At 60.4% G+C, this 21,146-nt stretch carries 19 protein-coding genes and 1 pseudogene; 6 read left to right on the top strand and 14 right to left on the bottom strand.

Going from position 1 to position 21,146, the window contains the following annotated elements; genetic code table 11:
• Positions 1-24 precede the first annotated feature (24 nt).
• On the top strand, positions 25-1,512 hold the full coding sequence (locus tag QD409_RS27910; RefSeq protein ID WP_430764200.1) for an MFS transporter: 1,488 nt from the start codon (positions 25-27) through the stop codon (positions 1,510-1,512).
• A gap of 156 nt (positions 1,513-1,668) precedes the next feature.
• Here QD409_RS27910 and QD409_RS27905 read toward each other — a convergent pair whose 3' ends face one another.
• Positions 1,669-2,139, bottom strand: coding sequence for an MEKHLA domain-containing protein (locus QD409_RS27905; protein ID WP_430764199.1), 471 nt, complete (start codon positions 2,137-2,139; stop codon positions 1,669-1,671).
• Between the two features lie 165 nt (positions 2,140-2,304).
• Positions 2,305-3,207, bottom strand: coding sequence for a LysR family transcriptional regulator (locus QD409_RS27900; protein ID WP_430764198.1), 903 nt, complete (start codon positions 3,205-3,207; stop codon positions 2,305-2,307).
• Between the two features lie 138 nt (positions 3,208-3,345).
• Here QD409_RS27900 and QD409_RS27895 point away from each other — a divergent pair, with 138 nt between their 5' ends.
• From QD409_RS27895 to QD409_RS27885, 3 genes are all read left to right on the top strand, one after another.
• Positions 3,346-4,578, top strand: coding sequence for an HlyD family secretion protein (locus QD409_RS27895; RefSeq protein ID WP_430764197.1), 1,233 nt, complete (start codon positions 3,346-3,348; stop codon positions 4,576-4,578).
• A 77-nt stretch (positions 4,579-4,655) separates the two neighbouring features.
• Complete coding sequence (locus QD409_RS27890; RefSeq protein WP_430764196.1) at positions 4,656-6,278, top strand: MDR family MFS transporter; 1,623 nt, start codon at positions 4,656-4,658, stop codon at positions 6,276-6,278.
• Between the two features lie 29 nt (positions 6,279-6,307).
• A complete protein-coding gene (locus QD409_RS27885) occupies positions 6,308-7,513 on the top strand; it encodes an adenylate/guanylate cyclase domain-containing protein (RefSeq protein WP_430764195.1) in 1,206 nt (401 codons plus the stop codon).
• A 468-nt stretch (positions 7,514-7,981) separates the two neighbouring features.
• On the opposite strand, the gene QD409_RS27880 is transcribed toward QD409_RS27885, so the two are convergent.
• The 5 genes from QD409_RS27880 to QD409_RS27860 all read right to left on the bottom strand — a co-directional run bounded on the left by QD409_RS27880 (position 7,982) and on the right by QD409_RS27860 (position 14,230).
• Positions 7,982-8,128, bottom strand: a complete 147-nt coding sequence (locus tag QD409_RS27880) for a DUF1127 domain-containing protein (protein WP_081615274.1) — start codon at positions 8,126-8,128, stop codon at positions 7,982-7,984.
• A gap of 258 nt (positions 8,129-8,386) precedes the next feature.
• Positions 8,387-8,536 (bottom strand): hypothetical protein, encoded by a 150-nt coding sequence (locus tag QD409_RS27875; RefSeq protein ID WP_430764194.1) that lies wholly within the window; start codon positions 8,534-8,536, stop codon positions 8,387-8,389.
• Between the two features lie 4 nt (positions 8,537-8,540).
• Positions 8,541-10,679 (bottom strand): methylmalonyl-CoA mutase, encoded by a 2,139-nt coding sequence (gene scpA / locus QD409_RS27870; protein WP_430764193.1) that lies wholly within the window; start codon positions 10,677-10,679, stop codon positions 8,541-8,543.
• Positions 10,679-12,685: an acetyl-CoA carboxylase biotin carboxylase subunit gene (locus tag QD409_RS27865; protein ID WP_430764192.1), complete on the bottom strand. Its 2,007-nt coding sequence runs from the start codon at positions 12,683-12,685 to the stop codon at positions 10,679-10,681. Before QD409_RS27865 ends, scpA begins: the two co-directional genes overlap by 1 nt.
• Before the next feature lie 12 nt (positions 12,686-12,697).
• On the bottom strand, positions 12,698-14,230 hold the full coding sequence (locus QD409_RS27860; RefSeq protein WP_430764191.1) for an acyl-CoA carboxylase subunit beta: 1,533 nt from the start codon (positions 14,228-14,230) through the stop codon (positions 12,698-12,700).
• Between the two features lie 115 nt (positions 14,231-14,345).
• Between QD409_RS27860 and QD409_RS27855 the strand changes: the two genes are divergently transcribed.
• Complete coding sequence (locus tag QD409_RS27855; protein WP_092846077.1) at positions 14,346-15,755, top strand: helix-turn-helix domain-containing protein; 1,410 nt, start codon at positions 14,346-14,348, stop codon at positions 15,753-15,755.
• A 46-nt stretch (positions 15,756-15,801) separates the two neighbouring features.
• Here the strand turns inward: QD409_RS27855 and uxuA are convergent, their stop codons facing one another.
• The 3 genes and pseudogenes from uxuA to QD409_RS27840 all read right to left on the bottom strand — a co-directional run.
• Entirely contained in the window at positions 15,802-17,046 is a 1,245-nt protein-coding gene (uxuA, locus tag QD409_RS27850; protein WP_430764210.1) for a mannonate dehydratase, read from the bottom strand.
• 64 nt (positions 17,047-17,110) lie between these two features.
• Positions 17,111-17,404, bottom strand: a complete 294-nt coding sequence (locus tag QD409_RS27845; RefSeq protein ID WP_430764212.1) for a hypothetical protein — start codon at positions 17,402-17,404, stop codon at positions 17,111-17,113.
• Positions 17,401-17,496 (bottom strand): annotated as a pseudogene (locus QD409_RS27840) (carbohydrate ABC transporter permease); the annotation flags it as partial. The pseudogene QD409_RS27840 and the gene QD409_RS27845, both read right to left, overlap by 4 nt.
• On the opposite strand from QD409_RS27840, the gene QD409_RS27835 reads away from it, so the two are divergent.
• The gene (locus QD409_RS27835; RefSeq protein ID WP_430764211.1) at positions 17,467-17,670 is read left to right on the top strand and encodes a hypothetical protein; all 204 of its coding nucleotides are present in this window, start codon (positions 17,467-17,469) and stop codon (positions 17,668-17,670) included. The pseudogene QD409_RS27840 and the gene QD409_RS27835 sit on opposite strands and share 30 nt — an antisense overlap.
• Before the next feature lie 130 nt (positions 17,671-17,800).
• On the opposite strand, the gene QD409_RS27830 is transcribed toward QD409_RS27835, so the two are convergent.
• The 4 genes from QD409_RS27830 to QD409_RS27815 all read right to left on the bottom strand — a co-directional run bounded on the left by QD409_RS27830 (position 17,801) and on the right by QD409_RS27815 (position 21,142).
• On the bottom strand, positions 17,801-18,934 hold the full coding sequence (locus QD409_RS27830; RefSeq protein ID WP_092846079.1) for a gluconeogenesis factor YvcK family protein: 1,134 nt from the start codon (positions 18,932-18,934) through the stop codon (positions 17,801-17,803).
• Positions 18,935-19,060: 126 nt separating this feature from the next.
• Positions 19,061-19,828: an amino acid ABC transporter ATP-binding protein gene (locus QD409_RS27825; RefSeq protein WP_092846081.1), complete on the bottom strand. Its 768-nt coding sequence runs from the start codon at positions 19,826-19,828 to the stop codon at positions 19,061-19,063.
• Positions 19,825-20,484, bottom strand: coding sequence for an amino acid ABC transporter permease (locus tag QD409_RS27820; RefSeq protein ID WP_430764190.1), 660 nt, complete (start codon positions 20,482-20,484; stop codon positions 19,825-19,827). Before QD409_RS27820 ends, QD409_RS27825 begins: the two co-directional genes overlap by 4 nt.
• A 10-nt stretch (positions 20,485-20,494) precedes the next feature.
• Positions 20,495-21,142, bottom strand: a complete 648-nt coding sequence (locus QD409_RS27815; RefSeq protein WP_092846085.1) for an amino acid ABC transporter permease — start codon at positions 21,140-21,142, stop codon at positions 20,495-20,497.
• Positions 21,143-21,146 lie beyond the last annotated feature (4 nt).

Here is a 21,146-nt window from a genome sequence, read left to right as displayed (position 1 = left end):
TTCATGCTGCATAGGAGCTGACAAATGCACTCAAGTCGCTGGCTCATCCTTGCCGCCGTAATGATGGCATTCACTCCCGTCGTCGTGGACACGACGATCCTTCACATCGCAATCCCTTCCCTTGCCGTCGCTTTGGGCGCCTCGGGAAATGAAGTGCTGTGGATCATCGACGTCTATCCTCTGGTCATGGCGGGCCTGCTCGTCCCCATGGGGACGCTGGCAGACAGGATCGGCTACCGTCAGATACTCCTGATCGGGCTCGGTATCTTTGGTGCTACTTCCATCGCCGCCGCATTCTCGACTTCCGCCCTGATGCTGATTGTGACGCGCGCGATACTCGGGATCGGTTCGGCCATGATCATGCCCTGCGTTCTTGCCCTGGTCCGGCAGGCGTTCGAAGACGACGCCGAGCGGGCAACGGCGCTCGGCATCTGGAGCGTGGTCGGCATGGCTGGTGCTGCCATTGGCCCTCTCATCGGCGGCGTACTGCTGGAGCATTTCTGGTGGGGTTCGGTTTTCCTCGTCAACGTGCCTGTCATGATGCTGGTTATCCCGGCCGTCTGGAAGCTCGTCCCCTCCCAGCCAGGCAACTCTGAAGCGACGTGGAAGCCTGGACAGGCCTTGCTGCTGGTCGCCGGCTTGGTCCTTACCGTCTACGGCATCAAGTCCGGCTTCAAGGCAGCGCTGGACCTTCAAAGTGTCGTCATTCTCACGAGTGGTGTAGCGCTGCTGGCCTGGTTCTCCTGCATACAGATTTCGTCGGAAAACCCAATGCTCGACCTGTCCCTGCTAGCGAAGCCGGCGATCGGCACCGGCCTGATCATGGCCTTCGTTGCCAGCGGATCGCTTGCCGGATTCGAGCTCGTGCTGGCACAGGAGCTCCAGTATGTCCTCGACAAGACACCCCTCGAAGCCGGTGTGTTCATGTTGCCCATCGTTGTCGCCGCGGCAATCGGCGGACCCGCGGGCGGTTGGCTCGCCAATCGTTACGGCCTTCGCGCTGTCGCCTCACTGTCGATGGCAGCTGCCGCGCTCGCCCTGTTTGCGATCTCAATGTCCAATCTGGCGGAGGATGTGTATGCCGTCGCCGTCATCCTTGCGATCCTCGGCTTTGCGCTCGGCGTCGGACTTCTCGCCTCGTCCATCGCGATCATGGGAAGTGCTCCCGCGGAGAAAGCCGGGGCCGCAGGCGCGCTCGAAAGCTCCGGATACGAGCTGGGTGGAGGCCTGGGCATCACGATCTTCGGCGTGTTGGTGAATTCGATCTACCGCTCGTCCTTCTCACATCCCGCCGATGTCGATGGCGTGTCGAATTCCATCAGCGAAGCGATGACGGCTGCTCGTGACATCGGCGGCAGCGCGGGTCTGGAAATTGCGGTCGCCGCCAAGGTGGCGTTCGGTGCGGCTCACAGCTCGGTCCTGATGCTGGTGGCCGCAATGATCGCCGTGCTTTCCGTCTTGATCTTCGTTGCGCTTCGAAACGCACCGATATCGAATTCGGGAACCTACTGAGTTCTCGCGTGTGGAGATTCTGCTCGATACGGATAGCTATGGATCCCGGCGGCCAAGGTGCCGCCAGGATTCTCATCCCCATTCAAATGCTCTTCGCGCCCTTCAATAGAAGAAGCTATGCCGTGATCCCAACCGCAAATCGGGCGGATCCCGGACTTAAGCGTCTTTCCAGCGGGAAAACGTCGCCGCCTGCCCGCGGTGGTTTCCACCATCGTCGATGAGCTGCCAAACAATACCGTCCTCGATCCAGAAACGTCGTCCGGATTTTGCGATCCTCAGTCCGCGATAGTCGGAAATGAAGCCGTTGCTGGTCACGGCATCCAGCAATCGCTGGCGCTCCGCGCGGTTGGGAAGCTCAGCCGAAAGTCGCGAGGGCAAGGTGACGAACTCGTCCCATGGATATTCGAAGCAATTCTGGCCGGCTTTGTTGGCATAGACGAAGCGCGGATCCGCGTCGGTATTGTGGGCCACAACCACAAAGGGAGCATCGTGATAGAGCCAATCCGGTCCCAACCCCTCGCCGACGAGCGGAACTCCAACGATGCGACGGAAACTGCCGGTCAGCAATTCGAAGAAGACACGATCGGCCGATAGATGTCCGGCATTGATTTCGGGTGCGCTAGTCATTTATTCCCTTCCCGTTGGGGACCGATAGATGTGTAATCTGCTAAATTGCGATCGGATCGATGGCAGGTGAAGTAGCATCGCAGATCCGAATGACGAGCCTGCGATGAACGCCCTCCCCGCCAGGCATTCGAAAAAAATTGCAGCGAGCGGCAAAAGACAGGACGCTCATGTCATCCATTTGCGATGTTCGGCGAAGCGCTCCACCAGCAGATCGATGAACAGCCGCACCTTGGTCGGCAGATGGCTGCGGTTCGGATAGATCGCGCTGATCGTAAACTCCACTGCGCGATAATCTGGCATCATGCGCACAAACCGGTCGGCGGCAACATCTTCGAAGACGATGAAACTCGGGGCAAGGAATATGCCCTGCCCACTCGCCAACAGAAAACGCAGGGTCTCGGCGCTATTGGTTACGACATTGCCCGAAATCTTGACGCCTTGCTGATTGCCGGCCGCATCCTCGAAACGCCACTCGTCGCCATAGGGATAATAGGCATATTGCAGACAATTGTGCTCCACGAGATCCGCCGGCACCTTCGGCATGGGATGCGTATCGCGATATTCGGGTGAGCAAACCAGCATGTGGCGCCACGGGGTCAGCTTGCGTGCGACAAGGGTCGATTCCTGGGAGGGCAGAGTGCGGATCATCAGATCGTAGCCCTCCTCGATCATGTCGATCGAGCGCTCGCCGACGTTGAAGTCCAGAGAGATCGCCGGGTACTGCGTCATGAACTCGTTGATGACGGGAAGCAGGAAGCGGACGATGGCGCCGCTGGTGTAAATTTTCAGCGTGCCGCGCGGCATGGTGTTGAGCGCGCCTGCCGCTCGATCGATTTCCTCGAGATCGGCGAGGATCTGCGAGGAACGCTCGTAATAATATTTCCCGGTTTCCGTCAGGCTGACCTTGCGCGTGGTGCGGTTCAAAAGCCGCACGCCGAGGCGATCCTCCAGCGATTGCACATGGTTGCCCACCATGGTGACGGACATGTTGAGCCGGCGGGCAGCAGCCGAAAAACCGCCGCATTCCACCACCCGGCCAAAGACTGTGAGGCTGGTCAGCCGATCCATTTGATCCTCGGATTATCCACTCTGAATTGATGATCCTTCCAGATTCGAGGAGATTATCAGAAAGACCATTCGGACGCATCTTCACCCCATCAAAAAGGCCCGCTGCAAGTGGGCTGCGATATTGAAGGAGATGGACAAATGGTCGAACTACCCCGCAACGAGGTGTTCAAAAACGCAAGCCAGGCCGAGGTCGCGCCGGCGGGCGAGGCGACAAAGTCTCCCGGCGCCGAAGCTCCGCAGGCACCGGCTGCCGAGGTAGCTACCCCTGCGGCAACGACGGCTCCGAGGACAAGCCGCAAGCTCATCAAGCGTGGGGTGCTCGTCGCCGCCTTGCTGGCCGGGGCGGCCTTCGCCGCCGACTTCGGTTATCACTACTGGATGGTCGGCCGCTTCATCGAATCCACCGACGATGCATACGTCAAAGCCGATTACACCGCGATCGCCCCCAAGGTCGCCGGCTATATCAAGGAAGTGCTTGTCAACGACAATGACAGCGTCAAGGCCGGCCAGGTGCTTGCCCGCATCGACGACCGCGACTTCCAGGCTGCCCTTTCCCAAGCGAAGGCGGACCTGAAAGCTGCCGATGCCGCCATCGCCAATATCGACGCGCAGATCGTGCTGCAGCAATCGCTGATCGGACAGGCCAAGGCAACCGAAGCCGCGTCTCAGGCCTCGCTCGATTTTGCGCAGTCCGATGCCGCCCGTTCGGCCCGGCTAATCAGCAACGGCGCCGGCACGCAATCGCGCGCCGAACAGACACAATCCGCTCGCGAACAGGCTGCCGCGGTCGTCGAGCGTGACCATGCCGCCCTTGTTGCCACCCAGAACAAGGTGCCCGTGCTGCAGACGCAGCGCGATCAGGCCGCCGCCCAGCGTGATCGCGCTGAAGCAACGGTCCGCCAGGCGCAACTCAATCTTTCCTACACGGACATCGTTGCCGCAGTCGACGGCACGGTCGGCGCCCGCTCGATCCGCGTCGGACAGTACGTCACGTCAGGCACACAGCTGATGGCGGTCGTACCGCTGCATTCGGTCTATGTCGTCGCCAATTTCAAGGAGACGCAGCTGACCTATGTGCGCCCCGGCCAATCGGTCGACATCAGGGTCGACAGCTTCCCCGACGTTGCCATCAAGGGCCATGTCGACAGCCTCTCGCCGGCAAGCGGCCTCGAATTCTCGCTGCTGCCGCCGGATAATGCCACCGGCAACTTCACCAAGATCGTCCAGCGCATTCCGGTGAAGATCGTGATCGATGATGAACGCCTGGCCGGGCTGCTGCGCTCCGGCATGTCGGTCGAGCCCGAAATCGATACCAAGGCCGCCCAGACGTCGACCGCCAACGCGGAGGGATTATCCGGCCACGCTGGATGATCCTTCCCTTCCTTCGTCGATTATCACCTCAACACTGTCATGAGATTATTTCGGCATTAGCCGGAAGGAGCTGCATCATGGCCACTCTTCAGATCGCCGCAAACAACAATTCCGCCGTACCCGCCCCCGTTGCGGTGGCCCCGGCCGCCAAGCCTGCCATGAACCCGCTGCGCATGTGGATCGCCGTCATCGGTTCCACGCTCGGCGCCTTCATGGCCGTGCTGAACATCCAGATCGTCAATGCGTCGCTTGCCGACATCCAGGGCGCAATCGGCGCCGGCACGGATGACGGCGGCTGGATCTCGACCTCGTACCTGATCGCCGAGATCGTCGTCATCCCCCTCAGCGCCTGGCTCGCCCGCGTCTTTTCGGTCCGCATCTATCTGCTGACCAATGCCATCCTCTTCCTGCTGTTTTCGGTCGGCTGCGCCTTTGCCGCAAACCTCCAGCAGATGATCGTGCTGCGCGCCATCCAGGGCTTTTCCGGCGGCGTGCTGATCCCGATGGCCTTCACCATCATCATCACGCTGCTGCCGAAGCCCAAGCAGCCGATGGGCCTCGCACTCTTCGCCCTCTCTGCGACTTTTGCGCCGGCGATTGGCCCGACCATTGGCGGCTACCTCACCGAAAGCTGGGGTTGGCAATATATATTCTACGTCAATCTCGTGCCCGGTATTCTGATGGTGGCCATGCTTTGGGTGTCGCTCGACCGTGCGCCGATGAACCTTTCGCTGCTCGCGAAGGGCGATTGGCCTGGCATCATCACCATGGCAATCGGTCTCGCAGCGCTGCAGACAGTGCTTGAAGAAGGCAACAAGGACGACTGGTTCAGCTCTCCATTTATCGTCCGTCTGTCGGTTATCGCCGCGGTTTCGCTGACGCTCTTCCTCATCATCGAGCTTCGCGCTGCCCATCCGCTGCTGAACCTGCGCCTGCTGGTGCGCCGTAATTTCGGCTTCGGCATGCTCGCCAATTTCCTGCTCGGCATTGCGCTTTATGGTTCGGTCTTTGTCCTGCCGATCTATCTCACGCGTATTCAGGGTTACAATTCGGAGCAGATCGGCCTGGTGCTCGCCTGGACCGGTATTCCGCAGCTGATCCTGATCCCGCTGGTGCCACGGCTGATGAAGCGGTTCGATGCCCGGCTGCTGATCCTTGCCGGCTTTGCCCTCTTTGCCGCCTCGAACTTCATGAATGTTTACATGACTGGCGACTATGCCAGCGATCAGCTCTTCTGGCCAAATATCGTGCGCGCCGTTGGCCAGGCACTGGCTTTCACCCCGCTCACCGCGATCGCCACCGCCGGCATCGAACAGGAAAATGCCGGCTCTGCCTCTGCGCTCTTCAACATGATGCGCAATCTCGGCGGCGCGGTCGGCATTGCGGCACTGCAGACCTTTCTCACCAAGCGGGAACAGTTCCACTCGAATATCCTGACGAATTCGGTTTCGATGTTCGAAGACGCAACGCGTGACCGTGTCGCCAGGCTCACCAACTATTTCCTGAACCATGGGGTCAGCGACCAGGCGCTTGCCACGCACAAGGCCATCGTCGCTATCGCCGGCAGCCTGCGCAAGCAAGCCAACATCATGGCCTTCAGCGACACCTTCTACCTGCTTGGCGTTGCGCTCGTCGTCGCCCTGCTCGCCAGTCTGTTTCTCAAGAAAGCCGGTCATCTCTCCGGTGCCGGCGCGCACTAAGCGCCGCACCGAAACAGGAGGAAACAATCATGACCATGCTGCTGGACATATCTCAAACCGCAATACCAAGCTCCAAGATCACGCATGCCGGCATCAATGCCGCGGCGACGCTGAGCCTCATCGAATGGCTGACCGGAGATGAGTGCCACGCGCTCGATGAAGTCGGTCTCATCTCTGGGCTGGGGCGCCGTTTGCGGGCGATCGGCCTCCCCATCGACCGGCTGACGCTACACTTGATGACGCTGCACCCCGAGCTCATCGGCCGCACCTTCGCCTGGGCGCCCGGCGAACCGATCGAGATTCACGACCGCGAACACGGGATGCGCCTGACGATCGCGAATACACCGCTCCAGAAGGCTCTGGAGACGCGCGAAACGCTGATTGTCGGCCCAGGCGAAAGCCAGCACGGCCGCTGGCAACATATCGACATCTTTTCCGGCCGCGGACTTGTACAGCTGATGATCGCTCCGCTCTGCAATGCCGACGGGCCGATCAGCTCCGCTGCCTTCGGCACGAAACGGCCGAGCGGCTTTACATCAGCCGAGCAGCAGGTGATCGCGCGCATCCTGCCGGCGCTACGCAACGCCACTGAGCTGCGCGTTCTCAGGCAATGCGAGCTCAGCCTGCTCGACACCTATATCGGTCCCATGACAGCAAGCCGGATCCTTGCCGGGCACATTCGCCGTGGCGAGATCGAGTCCATGGAAACGGCACTGCTGCTCTGCGATCTGCGCGGCTTCACCGAACTTTCCAACCGGCTGCCCGGCAATGTCGTGCTCGGCCTTCTGAACGCCTATTTCGACAAGGTCGTCCCCGCGATTACCCGAGAAGGCGGCGAGGTGCTGAAGTTCATGGGCGATGCCGTTCTCGCCTTCTTTCCGGGCATCGATCCGCCCGGCGCCTGCAACGCCGCACTGGCGGCTGCGCGCGCGATCCTCGACGACGTGGACCGCTTCCAATATGACGACATCAACATCAAGGTCGGCATCGCGCTGCACTATGGCGAGGTCAGCTACGGCAATGTCGGCTCCGGCAGCCGGCTCGATTTCACGCTGATCGGCCCCGACGTCAATGTCGTCAGCCGCATACAGAGCATTTGCAGCGAAAGGGGCGAGGCGCTGCTGATATCCGAAGCCTTCCGCGAAAAGGCACATATCACCGACGCGGTTTCAATCGGGCCGCAGCGGCTGAAAGGTTTTGCCGATGCGATGGAGCTATTTGCCCTCGCAAGCTGAGGGAGACGCCGGAGATGCAAGTTCACGCGCTCGTTCCGGCAGTTTGGAAACAATGCGAAATCATGATCAGCGAGCCGCCGTCATTGACGAATGTCTTTCACAAGGGAGCAAGCGCCAAAACGAAAAAAGCCTGCCGCGGGAGGAGGTGCGGCAGGCTTTTCGAAAACCGAACAGCGACTTGGGAGGAGGAGTGCCGCTGTTCCTACAGACGTCCCTGGGAGGAGGAGTGGGCCGTCTGAAATCCGAAGCGCTGCGGGAGGAGGTGCATCGCTTCGATGATTTGGATCATACTTGAACTACCGGAGATTCATAGAGTTTATGCTGCACTGCAGCTATGCACAAAATGCAAACCAGAAAGGCGTCAAGTCAGCGCGAAAAACGAACCGGCCTTCAGCATGGCAGGCTGACGCAAAAACGCCCGCATTTTCAGCGGGCGTCCGGAGGCCTCAAAGGCCGAATGTGATGCGATTAGCGTGCGATTGCCGCGCGGGCAACGCTGCGGATATCAGCGCGGTCGATACCGAGGTCCTGCAGTTCGCGGCTGGACATGCGGCCGAGTTCGTTTACGGTCTGACGGAACTTGCGCCAGTTGTTGAAAGAGCGTGCGACGTTCATGATAATCCCCTTTCCTGAGGGCTTCCTGACGTCGGCAACCTCGTTTGGTTCCGGCGTCGTTTCGATGATTGGAATATAGGATCTTCAATCGATTTAAACCAGCGACGATCCCGCACTGCACCCATGCATCAAACGCATCTCTTTGACGCTTTTTGTAGGAGATGGGTATTTTTTAGGCTTAAGGAGGCGCTGCTCGGATCGTTTTGGGAGCTAAACCTGAAGCGCCGATGTTTCGGGAGAGCATAGCTCAATGATTGCCTATCGGACCCGTTCCGCATCGACGGGCTCGCGCAGCCGCAGATAACCGCTTGTGGCGACTTCCCTCAATCGCTCCAGCGACGTATCTCCGGCCAGGATGACGACTGGCACCGAGGAGGGCAAGGAGGAGACGCAATCAAGTTTGCCCATCACCTCAAGCGTTCCTGCGTTTGCCTTCCAGGAGATCAAGGATGGAATTGGCGGCGTAGAGTACATTGGTGCCGGGGCCGAAGACCGCGCTGACGCCGTGTTCGAGCAGGTAGTCGTAGTCCTGGCGCGGAATGACACCACCGACCACGACAATGACCTGATCGGCGCCCTTCTCTTTCAACGCTTCGACGAGCTGAGGCGCCAACGTCTTGTGACCGGCGGCAAGCGAGGACATGCCGATCACCTGAACCTTTTCCCTGACGGCAAGATCCGCAGCTTCGTCCGGCGTCTGAAACAGTGGCCCGGCGACCACGTCGAAGCCGACATCGCCGAAGGCCGAGGCGATGACCTTGGCACCGCGGTCATGACCATCCTGACCGAGCTTGGCGACCATGATCTTCGGCTTGCGCCCGAGCGATGCAGTCACCTCGGAGAGGCGGTTGCTGAGCGTCACCAGCTCAGGATCGCCGGCATAGGCGGCACCATAGATATCGCTGACAACTTGGGGGACGGCTGAGTGATCGCCGAAGACTGTGCGCATGGCGTCGGAAATCTCGCCTACGGTCGCACGGGCGCGGGCGGCATCAACGGCGGCTTCGAGGATATTGCCCTCACCCGTCGCCGCGACTGTCTTCAGGCGCTCGAGAGCCTGTTCGACCTTGACGCCATCACGGCGTCTGCGCGTCTCCTCGATGCGCTTGATCTGTGCGCTGCGGACGGCGGCATTGTCGATCGCCAGGATCTCGATCTCCTCCTCCGTCTCCAGCCGATACTTGTTGACGCCGACGATGACTTCATCGCCCCGGTCGACTGCCGCCTGCCGGCGTGTCGCTGCCTCCTCGATCAGTCGCTTCGGCAAGCCTTCGTTGACGGCCTTCGTCATGCCGCCCAGGGCTTCCACCTCCTCGATCAGCGCCCAGGCCTTGTCCGCGAGTTCCTTGGTGAGGCTTTCGACATAGTAGGAGCCGGCAAGCGGATCCACCACGTTCGTTATGCCGGTCTCATGCTGCAGGATGAGCTGGGTGTTGCGGGCGATGCGCGCCGAAAATTCCGTCGGCAAGGCGATCGCCTCATCGAAAGAGTTGGTGTGCAGGGACTGCGTGCCTCCGAGCACGGCGGACATGGCCTCGAAGGCGGTACGGATGATGTTGTTATAGGGATCCTGTTCCTGCAGCGAGACGCCTGATGTCTGGCAGTGAGTGCGCAGCATCAGCGACGATGGCTTGGCCGGCTTGAACTCCTCCATGATGCGCGTCCAGAGCAGGCGCGCCGCCCGCAGCTTGGCCGCCTCCATAAAGAAGTTCATGCCGATGGCGAAGAAGAAGGAAAGGCGACCGGCGAAATCGTCGACATTGAGGCCCTTGGCCAGCGCAGCCCGCACATATTCGCGGCCGTCGGCGAGCGTGAAGGCGAGCTCCTGCACCAGCGTCGCGCCGGCCTCCTGCATATGGTAGCCGGAGATCGAGATGGAGTTGAACTTCGGCATCTCCTTGGCCGTATATTCGATAATGTCGGCAACGATCCGCATCGAGGGCTCGGGCGGGTAGATGTAGGTGTTGCGGACCATGAACTCCTTCAGAATATCGTTCTGAATCGTGCCCGAAAGTGCTGCACGCGGCACGCCCTGCTCCTCGCCGGCAACGATGAAGCTCGCCAGGATCGGGATGACGGCTCCGTTCATGGTCATCGAGACGGAAACCTTCTCCAGCGGAATGCCATCGAAGAGGATCTTCATGTCCTCGACGGAATCGATCGCGACACCCGCTTTGCCAACGTCCCCGACGACCCGCGGATGATCGCTGTCATAGCCGCGATGGGTGGCGAGATCGAAGGCGACGGAGACACCCTGCTGACCGGCGGCGAGCGCCTTGCGATAGAAGGCGTTGGAGGCCTCGGCGGTGGAAAAGCCGGCATATTGGCGGATCGTCCAGGGACGGCCGGCATACATGGTGGCGCGCGGCCCTCTCGTGAAGGGTGCAAAGCCTGGCAGCGAGGAAAGATGCGGCAGGCCCGCGGTATCCGCCTCGGTATAGAGCGGCTTGACGGCTATTCCCTCAGGCGTTTCCCAGGTGAGCGTCTCGGCCGATGCCTTGAGCTCCTTCTCGGCCAGATCAGCCCATTCCTCTAGGGATCGTTCAACCATCATTCGAACTCCAGAATTAGCTCGTCGACCGCAAGGCTATGCCCTACTTTCGCTTCGATACGTTTAACGACACCCTTACGTTCCGCCTTCAAGGCATTTTCCATCTTCATGGCCTCAACCACTGCCAAGGTTTGACCCGCTTCGACGACACTGCCTACCTCGACACTGAGCGAGGTCAGAACTCCCGGCATCGGGCATAGCAGAAGCTTGGAGGTATCCGCCGCCAGCTTAATAGGCATCAGGCGGGCAAGCTCCGCAACGCGTGGCGACCGGACACGAGCAACGATCTCCGTCCCCCGCCAGCGCAGGCGGATCGCCGACCCCACCAGATCGACCTTGACGCCCAGTATATCGGAGCCGACCGAAAAAGCGCAGTGCGTTTTGCCGGGCAGCCAGTCGCTCGCCACGCGAAGCACTTCGCCGTCCGCGAACGATACGTCCGTATCGCCTTCCATCGGCAGCATGCAAACCTCGAAACGCCACTGGCCGAAGGATACGACCCAATCCTGACCGATCCGCCGGCGATGATTGCCGATCGTTCCAGAAATATCCGCAGCGCGAGCCTGAACGATCCGGTTGATCGTCGCGGCAACGGCGGCAAGCTTGCGAGCCGACGCCTGGTGGGGCTCGACGCCGTGGAAGCCATCGGGGAACTCCTCGGCGATGTAACCCGTCGTCAGCTGACCGGAACGGAAGCGCTCCTGATTCATGACAGCGGACAGGAAGGGCAAGTTGTGTCCGATCCCTTCGACCTCGAAGTCGTCGAGACCATCGCTCATCGCATCGATCGCTTCTTCGCGGCTGGGTGCCCAGGCGCAGAGCTTCGCGACCATGGGGTCATAATACATCGAGATTTCGCCGCCTTCATAGACGCCGGTGTCGTTGCGCAGGATGGCGCCGTCGCTCGTTCGACCCTCGGCCGGCGGACGATACCGCGTCAATCGGCCGATCGACGGCAGGAAGTTGCGGTAGGGATCCTCGGCATAGAGGCGGCTTTCGATCGCCCAGCCATTCAGCTTCACATCGCCCTGGCCGAAAGACAGACGTTCGCCGGCCGCGACCTTGATCATTTCCTCCACCAGATCGAGCCCGGTCACGAGTTCCGTCACCGGATGCTCAACCTGCAGGCGCGTGTTCATCTCAAGGAAATAGAACTTGTTCTGCTTGCCATCGACGATGAACTCCACCGTCCCCGCGGAATTGTAGCCGACAGCCTTGGCGAGCGCGACGGCCTGCTCTCCCATGGCTTTGCGGGTCGTTTCGTCGAGGAAGGGTGACGGAGCCTCCTCGATCACCTTTTGATTGCGGCGCTGGATGGAACATTCCCGCTCACCGAGATAGACGACATTGCCGTGCTTGTCGCCGAGCACCTGAATCTCGATATGGCGCGGCTCAGTGATGAACTTCTCGATGAAGATGCGGTCGTCGCCGAAGGAGCTTTTGGCCTCGTTGCGCGACGCTTGAAATCCTTCGCGTGTCTCTTCGGCATTGCGCGCGATGCGCATGCCTTTGCCGCCACCGCCCGCCGATGCCTTGATCATCACCGGATAGCCGATCTCATCCGCGATCCGCACGGCTTCGTCAGCGTTTTCGATCAGACCCATATGCCCTGGCACCGTCGACACTCCAGCGCGGGCCGCGAGCTGTTTGGAGGTGATCTTATCGCCCATGGCCTCGATCGCGCCGACGGGAGGGCCGATAAACGTTACGCCTTCGCGTTCGAGCGCGGCCGCAAAATGTGCGTTTTCGGAGAGGAAACCATAGCCAGGGTGTACGGCGTCGGCACCGGTCTTGCGGACGGCTTCGACGATCCGGTCGATGACGATGTAGGACTGGCTCGATGGCGACGGGCCGATATGCACCGCCTCGTCCGCCATCGACATATGCAGGGCGTTGCGATCTGCATCGGAATAGACGGCGACTGTCGAAATGCCGAGGCGCTTGGCGGTCTTGATGACGCGGCAGGCGATTTCGCCGCGATTGGCGATCAGGATTTTCTTGATCATGGGAATGGCCCGTCAGAGAGGTATCGTGTCGTGCTTCTTCCAGCGTGCATCCACCTGCTTGTTACGAAGCGAGGCGAAGGCGCGGGCGATGCGACGGCGGGACGAATGCGGCATGATGACTTCGTCAATGAAGCCACGTTCTGCAGCAACGAATGGATTGGCGAACCGCTCCTCATATTCGCGGGTGCGGGCGGCGATCTTCTCCGGATCGGCCAGATCGGCGCGGTGGAGAATTTCCGTCGCGCCCTTGGCGCCCATGACCGCGATTTCGGCGCTGGGCCATGCATAGTTCACATCCGCGCCGATATGCTTCGACGCCATTACGTCGTACGCGCCACCATAGGCTTTGCGGGTGATGAGCGTCACCATCGGCACTGTGGCCTGGGAATAGGCGAACAAGAGCTTGGCGCCATGCTTGATCACGCCGCCATATTCCTGTGCCGTGCCGGGAAGGAAGCCGGGCACGTCGACCAATGTCAGGATCGGAATATTGAAGGCGTCGCAGAAGCGAACGAAACGCGCAGCTTTGCGCGAGGAGTCGATGTCGAGACAGCCGGCCAGCACCATGGGCTGATTGGCAACGACACCCACTGTCTGTCCTTCCATGCGCATGAAGCCGGTGATGATGTTGCGCGCAAAGGCCGCCTGCAGCTCGAAGAAGTCGCCCTCGTCGGCAAGGGCGTGGATCAGCTCCTTCATGTCATAAGGCTTGTTGGAGCTGTCGGGAATGAGCGTGTCTAGCCGATTTTCCAACCGGGCCGGGTCGTGGTGGAATGGTCTGACCGGCGGCTTCTCGCGGTTGTTCAGCGGCAGGAAGTCGAAGAGCAACCTGATATGCTCCAGCGCCTCGATATCATCCTCGAAGGCGCCGTCGGCAACCGAGGATTTCGAGGTGTGGGTGCGCGCTCCGCCAAGCTCCTCCGCCGTGACGATCTCGTTCGTTACCGTCTTCACCACGTCGGGGCCGGTGACGAACATGTAGGAGGAATCCCGCACCATGAAGATGAAATCCGTCATGGCCGGCGAATAGACGGCACCACCTGCGCAAGGTCCCATGATGACGGAAATCTGCGGCACGACGCCGGAGGCCTCGACATTGCGCTTGAACACCTCGGCATAGCCGGCAAGCGAATCCACGCCTTCCTGAATGCGCGCGCCACCGGAATCGTTGAGGCCGATGACCGGCGCGCCGTTCCTCATGGCCATGTCCATGATCTTGCATATCTTCTGCGCGTGCGTCTCCGACAGGGAGCCACCTAGCACGGTAAAATCCTGAGAGAAGATGTAGACCTGACGGCCATTGATCGTTCCCCATCCGGTCACGACGCCGTCACCCGCGATCTTCTGCTCCGCCATGCCAAAATCGGTCGCGCGGTGAGTGACATACATGTCGTACTCTTCGAAGGAGTCTTCATCGAGAAGCACTTCGATGCGCTCGCGCGCGGTCAGCTTGCCCTTTCCGTGCTGGGCCGCAATTCTTCGCTCGCCGCCTCCCAGCCGCGCCTCGGCGCGCCGGGCTGCGAGCTGATCCAATATCGTCTGCATGATGCCTCCCTCGATATGCCGAAGTCATAGCGAGGGTCCGACCGCGAGAAAATCATTGAACGCGCAGATATGCGGACTTATAAAAATTCAAATTAACAATTGCGAAGTTGCGAAGATGGCCATCGGGAAACTCTTCATCGGCCGGAAAGTCCGGGAACTGCGTCTGGAACATGATGCAACGCAGAGCCAGTTCGCCGAACGCCTCGGCATCTCACTGAGCTATCTTAACCAGATCGAAAACAACCAACGTCCGGTATCTGCCGCCGTCCTTCTGGCCTTGGCCGACAAATATGGGCTCGACATTGCAGAGCTTTCCACCGGCGAGACCGATCGACTGATGTCGGCGCTTACCGAGGCGCTTGGCGATCCATTGTTCGAATCCTACTCGCCGACATTACAGGAGTTAAAGCTGATCGCGCAGAATGCGCCGGGTTTTGCCCGTGCGCTAGTCAGCTGTCACCAGGCTTATCGGCGCAACAGCGAGCAGCTTGCCAGCCTCGACGACAGGCTCGGCCGCGCTGCGGCACTCGAAGCGACGCCCTATGACGAAGTTCGCGACTTCTTTCACTATGTCGACAACTATGTGCAGGAACTCGACACCACGGCGGAAGCGCTCGCCCTCAAACTCGGCCTGCAGGGCGGGGATGGCCAGCCGATCCTGACAGACTATCTGGACAGTCAATTCAGCGTTCGCGTCGTGCACGGGCCATCGGCCATGAATGCGGTCCGCCGCTACGATCCGGCGGGACGGGTGCTGACCCTCAATCCGTATGCCCCGGCCGAAACCCGCACATTCCAGATGGCCGTGCAAGTCGCACAGCTCTACGCCAGCGAGGCGGTGGAAAACATCGTGCGCCAGGCAGGGTTCCGCAGCGAAGAGGCTGGCGAGGTCTGTCGCATCGGCCTGCACAACTATTTTGCCGGTGCTCTCCTCATGCCCTATCAAGGCTTCCTGAAAACCGCCCGCGACCTTAGGCACGATATCGAGCTGCTTGCCGCCCGGTTCGGGACATCCCTGGAGCAGGTCTGCCACCGGCTATCGACGCTGCAACGCCCGGGCATGAAGGGGATCCCGATCTTCTTTGCCCGCATCGACCGCGCCGGCAACATTACCAAGCGTCACAGTGCAACCAAGCTGCAATTCGCGCGCTTCGGAGCGGCCTGTCCGCTCTGGAACGCGCATCAGGCCTTCGAGACACCGGGCCGGTTCATTCGCCAACTTGCGGAAACGCCAGACGGCGCCCGCTATCTCTGTCTTGCCACGCATGTGAGCAAGGGAGTCGGAGGGTTTCGCACGCAGCGGTCCAGTCACGCGCTGGCGCTCGGCTGCGAAATTTCCTACGCCAGCGCCTTCGTCTATGCCGACGATCTCAACGTCACCGACAAATCCGCCTTCGAACCGATCGGCATATCCTGTCGCATATGCGAGCGCAGCAACTGCGCCAGCCGCGCCGTTCCGCCTTTGCGCCGTAGCATCTCCGTCGATCACAATGTCAGAGAGACGACGCCGTATCAGCTGTCGTAGGACCCGCGTCGCGCGGAAAACGGCAGGGCCTCATTCAGCACAGCGTTCAAATCCTGACAGGCTCGCAAGGACCCGATGAGCCTCCGGCCACGAGCGGATGCGACAGCGCGGTCATGATGCCGCGCAATTCCGCCAGCCCCTTGAGGCGGCCAATCGCCGGATAACCGGGGCGCGTCTGCCTGACATGATCGTCGAGAATATTCTGGCCGTGATCGGGGCGGAAAGGGATCTGCCAGTCTTGGCGGCCCTGCCCTTTCCGTCTTGCCTCCTCCTTGAGCGCGGCGGCGATCACCGCCACCATGTCGGTGCTGCCCTCGAGATGCGCCGCCTCGTGGAACGAGCCGCCGTGCCGATTGTCTTCCAGCGCGACGTTGCGCAGATGCAGGAAATGGACGCGATCGCCGAGCCTTGCCATCATGCCCGGCAGGTCGTTGTCGCGCCGCGCGCCGAGTGAGCCGGTGCACAGCGTGATACCGTTGGCCGGAAGATCGACGGCTTCGACCATGGCGCGGTAATCGGCTTCGGTCGACATGATACGCGGCAGCCCCAGCAGCGGAAACGGCGGATCGTCCGGATGGCAGCAGAGCCGCATGCCCAGCTCCTGTGCGAGCGGTGCGACTTCGCTGAGGAAATCGATGAGATGCGCCTTCAGTCTTTCGGCGGACAAGCCATTATATTGCGTGAGATGATCCTTCACCTCGTCGATCGTCATGTGGATCGCGGCACCCGGCAGGCCGGAGACGATATTGGCGACGAGTTGGCTCTTGCGCGCATCGTCCATTTCCGAAAAGCGGCGCTGCGCTGCATCGACGACGTCAGGCTCAAGTTCTTCGCGCGCGGCCGGGCGTTGCAGCAGGAACAGGTCGAATGCTGCGAAATCCACCGCATCGAAGCGCATGCACGTCGCACCGTTTTGCAGGCGATAGGCAAGATCGGTGCGCGTCCAGTCGAGGACAGGCATGAAGTTGTAGCAAATCGCCTGCACCCCGGCATCGGCAAGATGGCGAAGGCTTGTCTTCCAGCTGTCGATATGCTCCCGCCACGGCCCGCTCTGGCGTTTGACATCCTCGGAGACCGGCAGGCTCTCGACCACGTCCCAGCTCAACCCGGAGGGACTGCCGTCGCTCATAACCGAGAGTTCGCGCTGGCGGGCGGCAATATCCTCCGGCGTCCACACCTCGCCGGGAGCGCGATGATGAAGCGCGGTGACCACGCCTTCAACTCCCGCCTGTAGCATGTCGTCAATCGATACCGGATCGGACGGGCCGAACCAACGCCAAGTCTGCCGCATCATCTGTCCCTTTCTTCAGTGCATATGCTGTTTGGAAAAGTGGGGAATCGAAGTCTCGCCCAGCCTATTCCTTCATGCCGCTCGTCGCGACACCTTTGACGAAATTGCGCCGCATCGCACCGAAGAAGATGACACTCGGAATGAGCGACAGAGCGGCAGCGGCACTGAGGCGGCCGAGATCGACGATGAAGCCGGTCTGGAACAGGGCCAGCCCCACCTCAAGTACGCATTTGCCACGCGCCATGTTGATGACCATGGGCCAGGCAAAGGTGGTCCAGGCCTGGAAGAAGGCAGGACGGTCAGCGTCCCGATCGGACCGCGCATCAGCGGCAACACAATGCGAAAGAAAATCCACCATTCGCCGGCGCCATCCACACGCGCGGCTTCCAGCAATTCGTCGGGGATCGATGAGAGGGCGTATTGCCGGACAAGGAATATGCCGAAGCTCATCACGAGATAGCGGGCCAGGAGGTCGGCAGACATGCATTGAAGCTTCTTTGCGATGCGATCGAGCACCGCGACAGCCCGCAGGATATGAAGGTTGTTCTCGGCGCGCGCTTCATACTCCGCGACACCGCCGGTCCGGCTCCGGCCGAGCACAAGACCGATGGAAGCGGGGCCTGACGATCAGCCGTCGCCTTTATTTTAGAGATCGCTGATTTTCCCGCCGTCGCGGCAGCGTCGGGCGCAGGCATGTTACTGGTAGCGCGAAGCATCCGGAGCAAGCCCATGGAATGAGCCGCCTCCTCTCGCCTTACGCCCGACCAAGCCCATTCCCGGCCGAAGCGATCTTCAGCAGGCTGGAGGTTATCGCTTCGCCGTCATGCTGACCACGGCTCCAGGCGTCCTCGAACTCATCCCGGATAAGCGCATATCGAGCCGTGTCCGACAATCCGTCCGTCAGGTACGGGAATCTGCCAACCGTCTTTTCGAAGGGAAAAAGCACCCGGTTCGCCAGAATGTGAGAAAACAAGTCCGAAGATCCACCGCGTTGGCGCCACTGGAGATCAAAAGCCGATAGCACATCAGCCAATGTCAGCCCGATCGTCTCGCGGCATTGCAGAATGTTGCCGATAAGGACCTTGGGACAGTTGACCTGCTCGACAGCAGCGACGACGCCGTCCACCAGAAGATGCGGAATAACGCTGGTGTAAACACTGCCCGGCCCGAAGGCTATGAGATCTGCCCGGGCTATCGCGTCGAGAACGGCGGAGTTGGCCATCGGTCGCTCACCACTCGCGCGATCAAGGTCGAGTTTGGCGATCCCGATCCTGGCATCCTGCTCGGACATGGTCGTGATCGCGTCCTGCGGCATCACCATTCTGCCATCCGTCAACGTCGCGGACAGCACAAGATCGCTGTCGATGGAGGATGGCCAGACATTCCCATTGATGCCACACAGCTTTCTAAACACGAAAATCGCCGTGTTGACATCGCCGTTGTGGGCAAGGCATGCGCCGGTCAAAATGAAATTCCCGATACTGCCGTGTCTGAAATCGAAATCCTCGCCAACCGCGGAAGCGAATGTGTTGAGGTAGTTCAGGATCGCGCCGCGTAGCCCCGGCTCCATTCTCTCGAGCAGCGGATGACCGCCCTTGGCGTAAAACAGGAATTCGTTCCAGGCGCCCTCGAGACCGAGATTGGCCGAAAGCCGCGCATTGCAGATCTTCACGACATCGCCGGCACATCCCTCCCCATGAGCCATCGTCATCAAAGCCTGCCTGATGTCGCCGACAGAGAGAATGCCCAGCCGCTCGCGGATAATCTTGGAGCTTCCGCCGCTGTCCCAGGCAGGTACGATGCGCGTGACCTCGGCCCCGTTCCGGCACAGAGCGATGTTGATCGAACGACACGCGCTGCCGCCGGAAAACAAGACGATTCTCTTCATATCCTCTCCCGTCAATCTGGAGGGAAAGGATATAGCGCGCCGACGACCCGAAAAGATAGGACGTCGTCACGAATGCTGACACGGATGTCATAAACGCATTACTAGGCCCACCGGGCCGAGCCCACCCTATCGATCGTGAAGATGCTTCTTCAAGAACGAACGGGTTCGATCATGGGTCGGATTTTGCAAAATCTGCTGCGGCGCCCCCTCCTCCACGACGACACCGCCATCCATGAAGACGATTCGATCGGCCACTTCGCCGGCAAACCGCATCTCGTGGGTGACGATCAACATCGTCATGTGCTCTGCGGCGAGCTGCTTCATGACGGCATTAACCTCGTCGACCAGCTCAGGATCCAGTGCTGATGTCGCCTCGTCGAAGAGCATCACCTTTGGCTGCATGGCCAGCGCGCGCGCAATCGCGACACGTTGCTTCTGGCCGCCGGATAGCCGCGACGGATAGGCATCGACCTTGTCGGCCAACCCCACCTTGGACAGGAGCTCCACCGCCAGTTCGCGGGCAGCCTGCTTCGTCAGACCCTTGAGCTTGATGGGGCCGAGCGTGATGTTTTGAAGGACGGTCAGGTGCGGAAACAGATTGAAATGCTGAAACACCATGCCCATCTGCTGGCGCACGGCATTGATGTGCCGTTCAAACGCATTTCCCTTCAGCGCGCGATTGACCAGCTCGCCATCGAGCCAGACTTCTCCACCGTTCAGCACTTCCAGATGATTGATCGACCGCAAAAGCGTGCTCTTGCCCGAGCCGCTCGGGCCGATAATCGCGATGATCTGCCCGCGGGAGACGGAAAGATCGATCCCTTTGAGCACTTCGAGCGCCCCATAGGCCTTGCGGGCACCCTTGACTTCGACCATGGGCTTAGCGGCGCTCATCGTGACATCTCCACCTTGTTTTCAAGAAATTGCAGTCCGGCTTCGAGGACGAGGTTTGCCATGTAGTAAATGCCTGCAACGGTTAGATAAAATTCGAAAGGCGTATAGGTCTCGCTGATGGCGAGCTGAGCGCTATAGACGAGCTCGGCAATGCCGATGATGGAAACGAGCGAGGTATCCTTGAGCAGCACGATCAGATTGTTTCCGATCGGTGCGATCGTCTTGCGGAGCGCCTGCGGCACGATGATGTAACGCTGGGCCTGGCCACGGTTGAGGCCGATCGAGCGCGCGCCTTCCATCTGTCCGGGATCGACCGAAAGGATACCGGCGCGGAAGACATCGGCGTTGTAGACGGCGAAATGCAGGCTGAGGCCAATAATGCCTGCTCCAACTGCCGGAATATCGATGCCGATCTGCACGAGTCCGTAATAGATCAAATACAATTGCAGCAGGAGCGGCGTCCCCATGAAAAGCCAGGTGAGGAACCGTATCGGAAAGGCCGCTATCTGCGGCGCATAGAGGACAATGAGCGCGAAGGCTATGCCGAGCGCGAGGCTCACGACACTCGAGCTGAGGAACATGACGATCGTCCACCAGAGGCCGGTCGTCAGGAGGCCGAAGTAGGGCGTGACTACGCTGAAATCGAGATTTTGCATATGGGCATCCTCACCTTGGCGCGAAATGCAGATCAAGGCGGTCAATGAAGAACCGAACCGCGTAGACCATCACGATGTAAAGCGCGGCGGATACAGCGAAGATTTCGAAGGGCTTGTAGGTCGAGCTGATGAAGCGCTGAGCGGTATAAGTGAGCTCGATAACCGATATGGTCGACACCAGGGCCGATCCCTTGATCAAGGCAACGGCATTCACGCCAAGCGGCCTGATCATCAGACGCGCCGCCTGCGGCAGGGTCACCAGCCACAGGGTCTGGCCGCGCCCAAAGCCGATCGAACGCGCAGCCTCGGCCTGTCCGCGGTCGACATTGACGATGGCGCCGCGAATGGATTCGGCCATATAGGCGCCGATGTTGAGGGCAAGGCCAATGACCCCGGCCGAATATGGCTCAAGCTCGAGCCCGATTTGCGGGCCGCCGAAATAAAGGACGAACAGCTGTACGAGGCAAGGCGTGCCCCGAAACACGCTGACATAGGCTCGGGAAAGACATCGGGCGACGAAGAAACCCGACAGCCGGCCCGCCACCAGGACGACTGCGATGCAGAAGCCAAGCAGAATCGCAAGGACGGAAATACTCAATGTCACCCACGCGGCCTCCAGAAAAAATGGGAGGACGCGCTGCATTAGCGCCAAATCCATAGAA

The organism is Rhizobium sp. BR 315 (assembly GCF_050577975.1).
GTDB lineage: Bacteria > Pseudomonadota > Alphaproteobacteria > Rhizobiales > Rhizobiaceae > Rhizobium > Rhizobium miluonense.
Note: the sequence above shows the minus strand (reverse complement) of the source record. Positions and strands in the feature narration are given on the sequence as shown.

What these genes read in the sequence shown, in the direction of transcription:
- QD409_RS27885 (WP_430764195.1), top strand. Translation starts at nt 6,308, where the DNA reads ATGACCATGCTGCTGGACATATCTCAAACCGCAATACCAAGCTCCAAG.
- QD409_RS27900 (WP_430764198.1), bottom strand. Translation starts at nt 3,207, where the DNA reads ATGGATCGGCTGACCAGCCTCACAGTCTTTGGCCGGGTGGTGGAATGC.
- QD409_RS27845 (WP_430764212.1), bottom strand. Translation starts at nt 17,404, where the DNA reads ATGGTGGATTTTCTTTCGCATTGTGTTGCCGCTGATGCGCGGTCCGAT.
- QD409_RS27880 (WP_081615274.1), bottom strand. Translation starts at nt 8,128, where the DNA reads ATGAACGTCGCACGCTCTTTCAACAACTGGCGCAAGTTCCGTCAGACC.
- QD409_RS27830 (WP_092846079.1), bottom strand. Translation starts at nt 18,934, where the DNA reads ATGAAGAGAATCGTCTTGTTTTCCGGCGGCAGCGCGTGTCGTTCGATC.
- QD409_RS27815 (WP_092846085.1), bottom strand. Translation starts at nt 21,142, where the DNA reads ATGGATTTGGCGCTAATGCAGCGCGTCCTCCCATTTTTTCTGGAGGCC.
- QD409_RS27875 (WP_430764194.1), bottom strand. Translation starts at nt 8,536, where the DNA reads ATGGGCAAACTTGATTGCGTCTCCTCCTTGCCCTCCTCGGTGCCAGTC.
- scpA (WP_430764193.1), bottom strand. Translation starts at nt 10,679, where the DNA reads ATGGTTGAACGATCCCTAGAGGAATGGGCTGATCTGGCCGAGAAGGAG.
- QD409_RS27895 (WP_430764197.1), top strand. Translation starts at nt 3,346, where the DNA reads ATGGTCGAACTACCCCGCAACGAGGTGTTCAAAAACGCAAGCCAGGCC.
- QD409_RS27820 (WP_430764190.1), bottom strand. Translation starts at nt 20,484, where the DNA reads ATGCAAAATCTCGATTTCAGCGTAGTCACGCCCTACTTCGGCCTCCTG.
- QD409_RS27910 (WP_430764200.1), top strand. Translation starts at nt 25, where the DNA reads ATGCACTCAAGTCGCTGGCTCATCCTTGCCGCCGTAATGATGGCATTC.
- QD409_RS27860 (WP_430764191.1), bottom strand. Translation starts at nt 14,230, where the DNA reads ATGCAGACGATATTGGATCAGCTCGCAGCCCGGCGCGCCGAGGCGCGG.
- uxuA (WP_430764210.1), bottom strand. Translation starts at nt 17,046, where the DNA reads ATGCGGCAGACTTGGCGTTGGTTCGGCCCGTCCGATCCGGTATCGATT.
- QD409_RS27890 (WP_430764196.1), top strand. Translation starts at nt 4,656, where the DNA reads ATGGCCACTCTTCAGATCGCCGCAAACAACAATTCCGCCGTACCCGCC.
- QD409_RS27905 (WP_430764199.1), bottom strand. Translation starts at nt 2,139, where the DNA reads ATGACTAGCGCACCCGAAATCAATGCCGGACATCTATCGGCCGATCGT.
- QD409_RS27865 (WP_430764192.1), bottom strand. Translation starts at nt 12,685, where the DNA reads ATGATCAAGAAAATCCTGATCGCCAATCGCGGCGAAATCGCCTGCCGC.
- QD409_RS27855 (WP_092846077.1), top strand. Translation starts at nt 14,346, where the DNA reads ATGGCCATCGGGAAACTCTTCATCGGCCGGAAAGTCCGGGAACTGCGT.
- QD409_RS27825 (WP_092846081.1), bottom strand. Translation starts at nt 19,828, where the DNA reads ATGAGCGCCGCTAAGCCCATGGTCGAAGTCAAGGGTGCCCGCAAGGCC.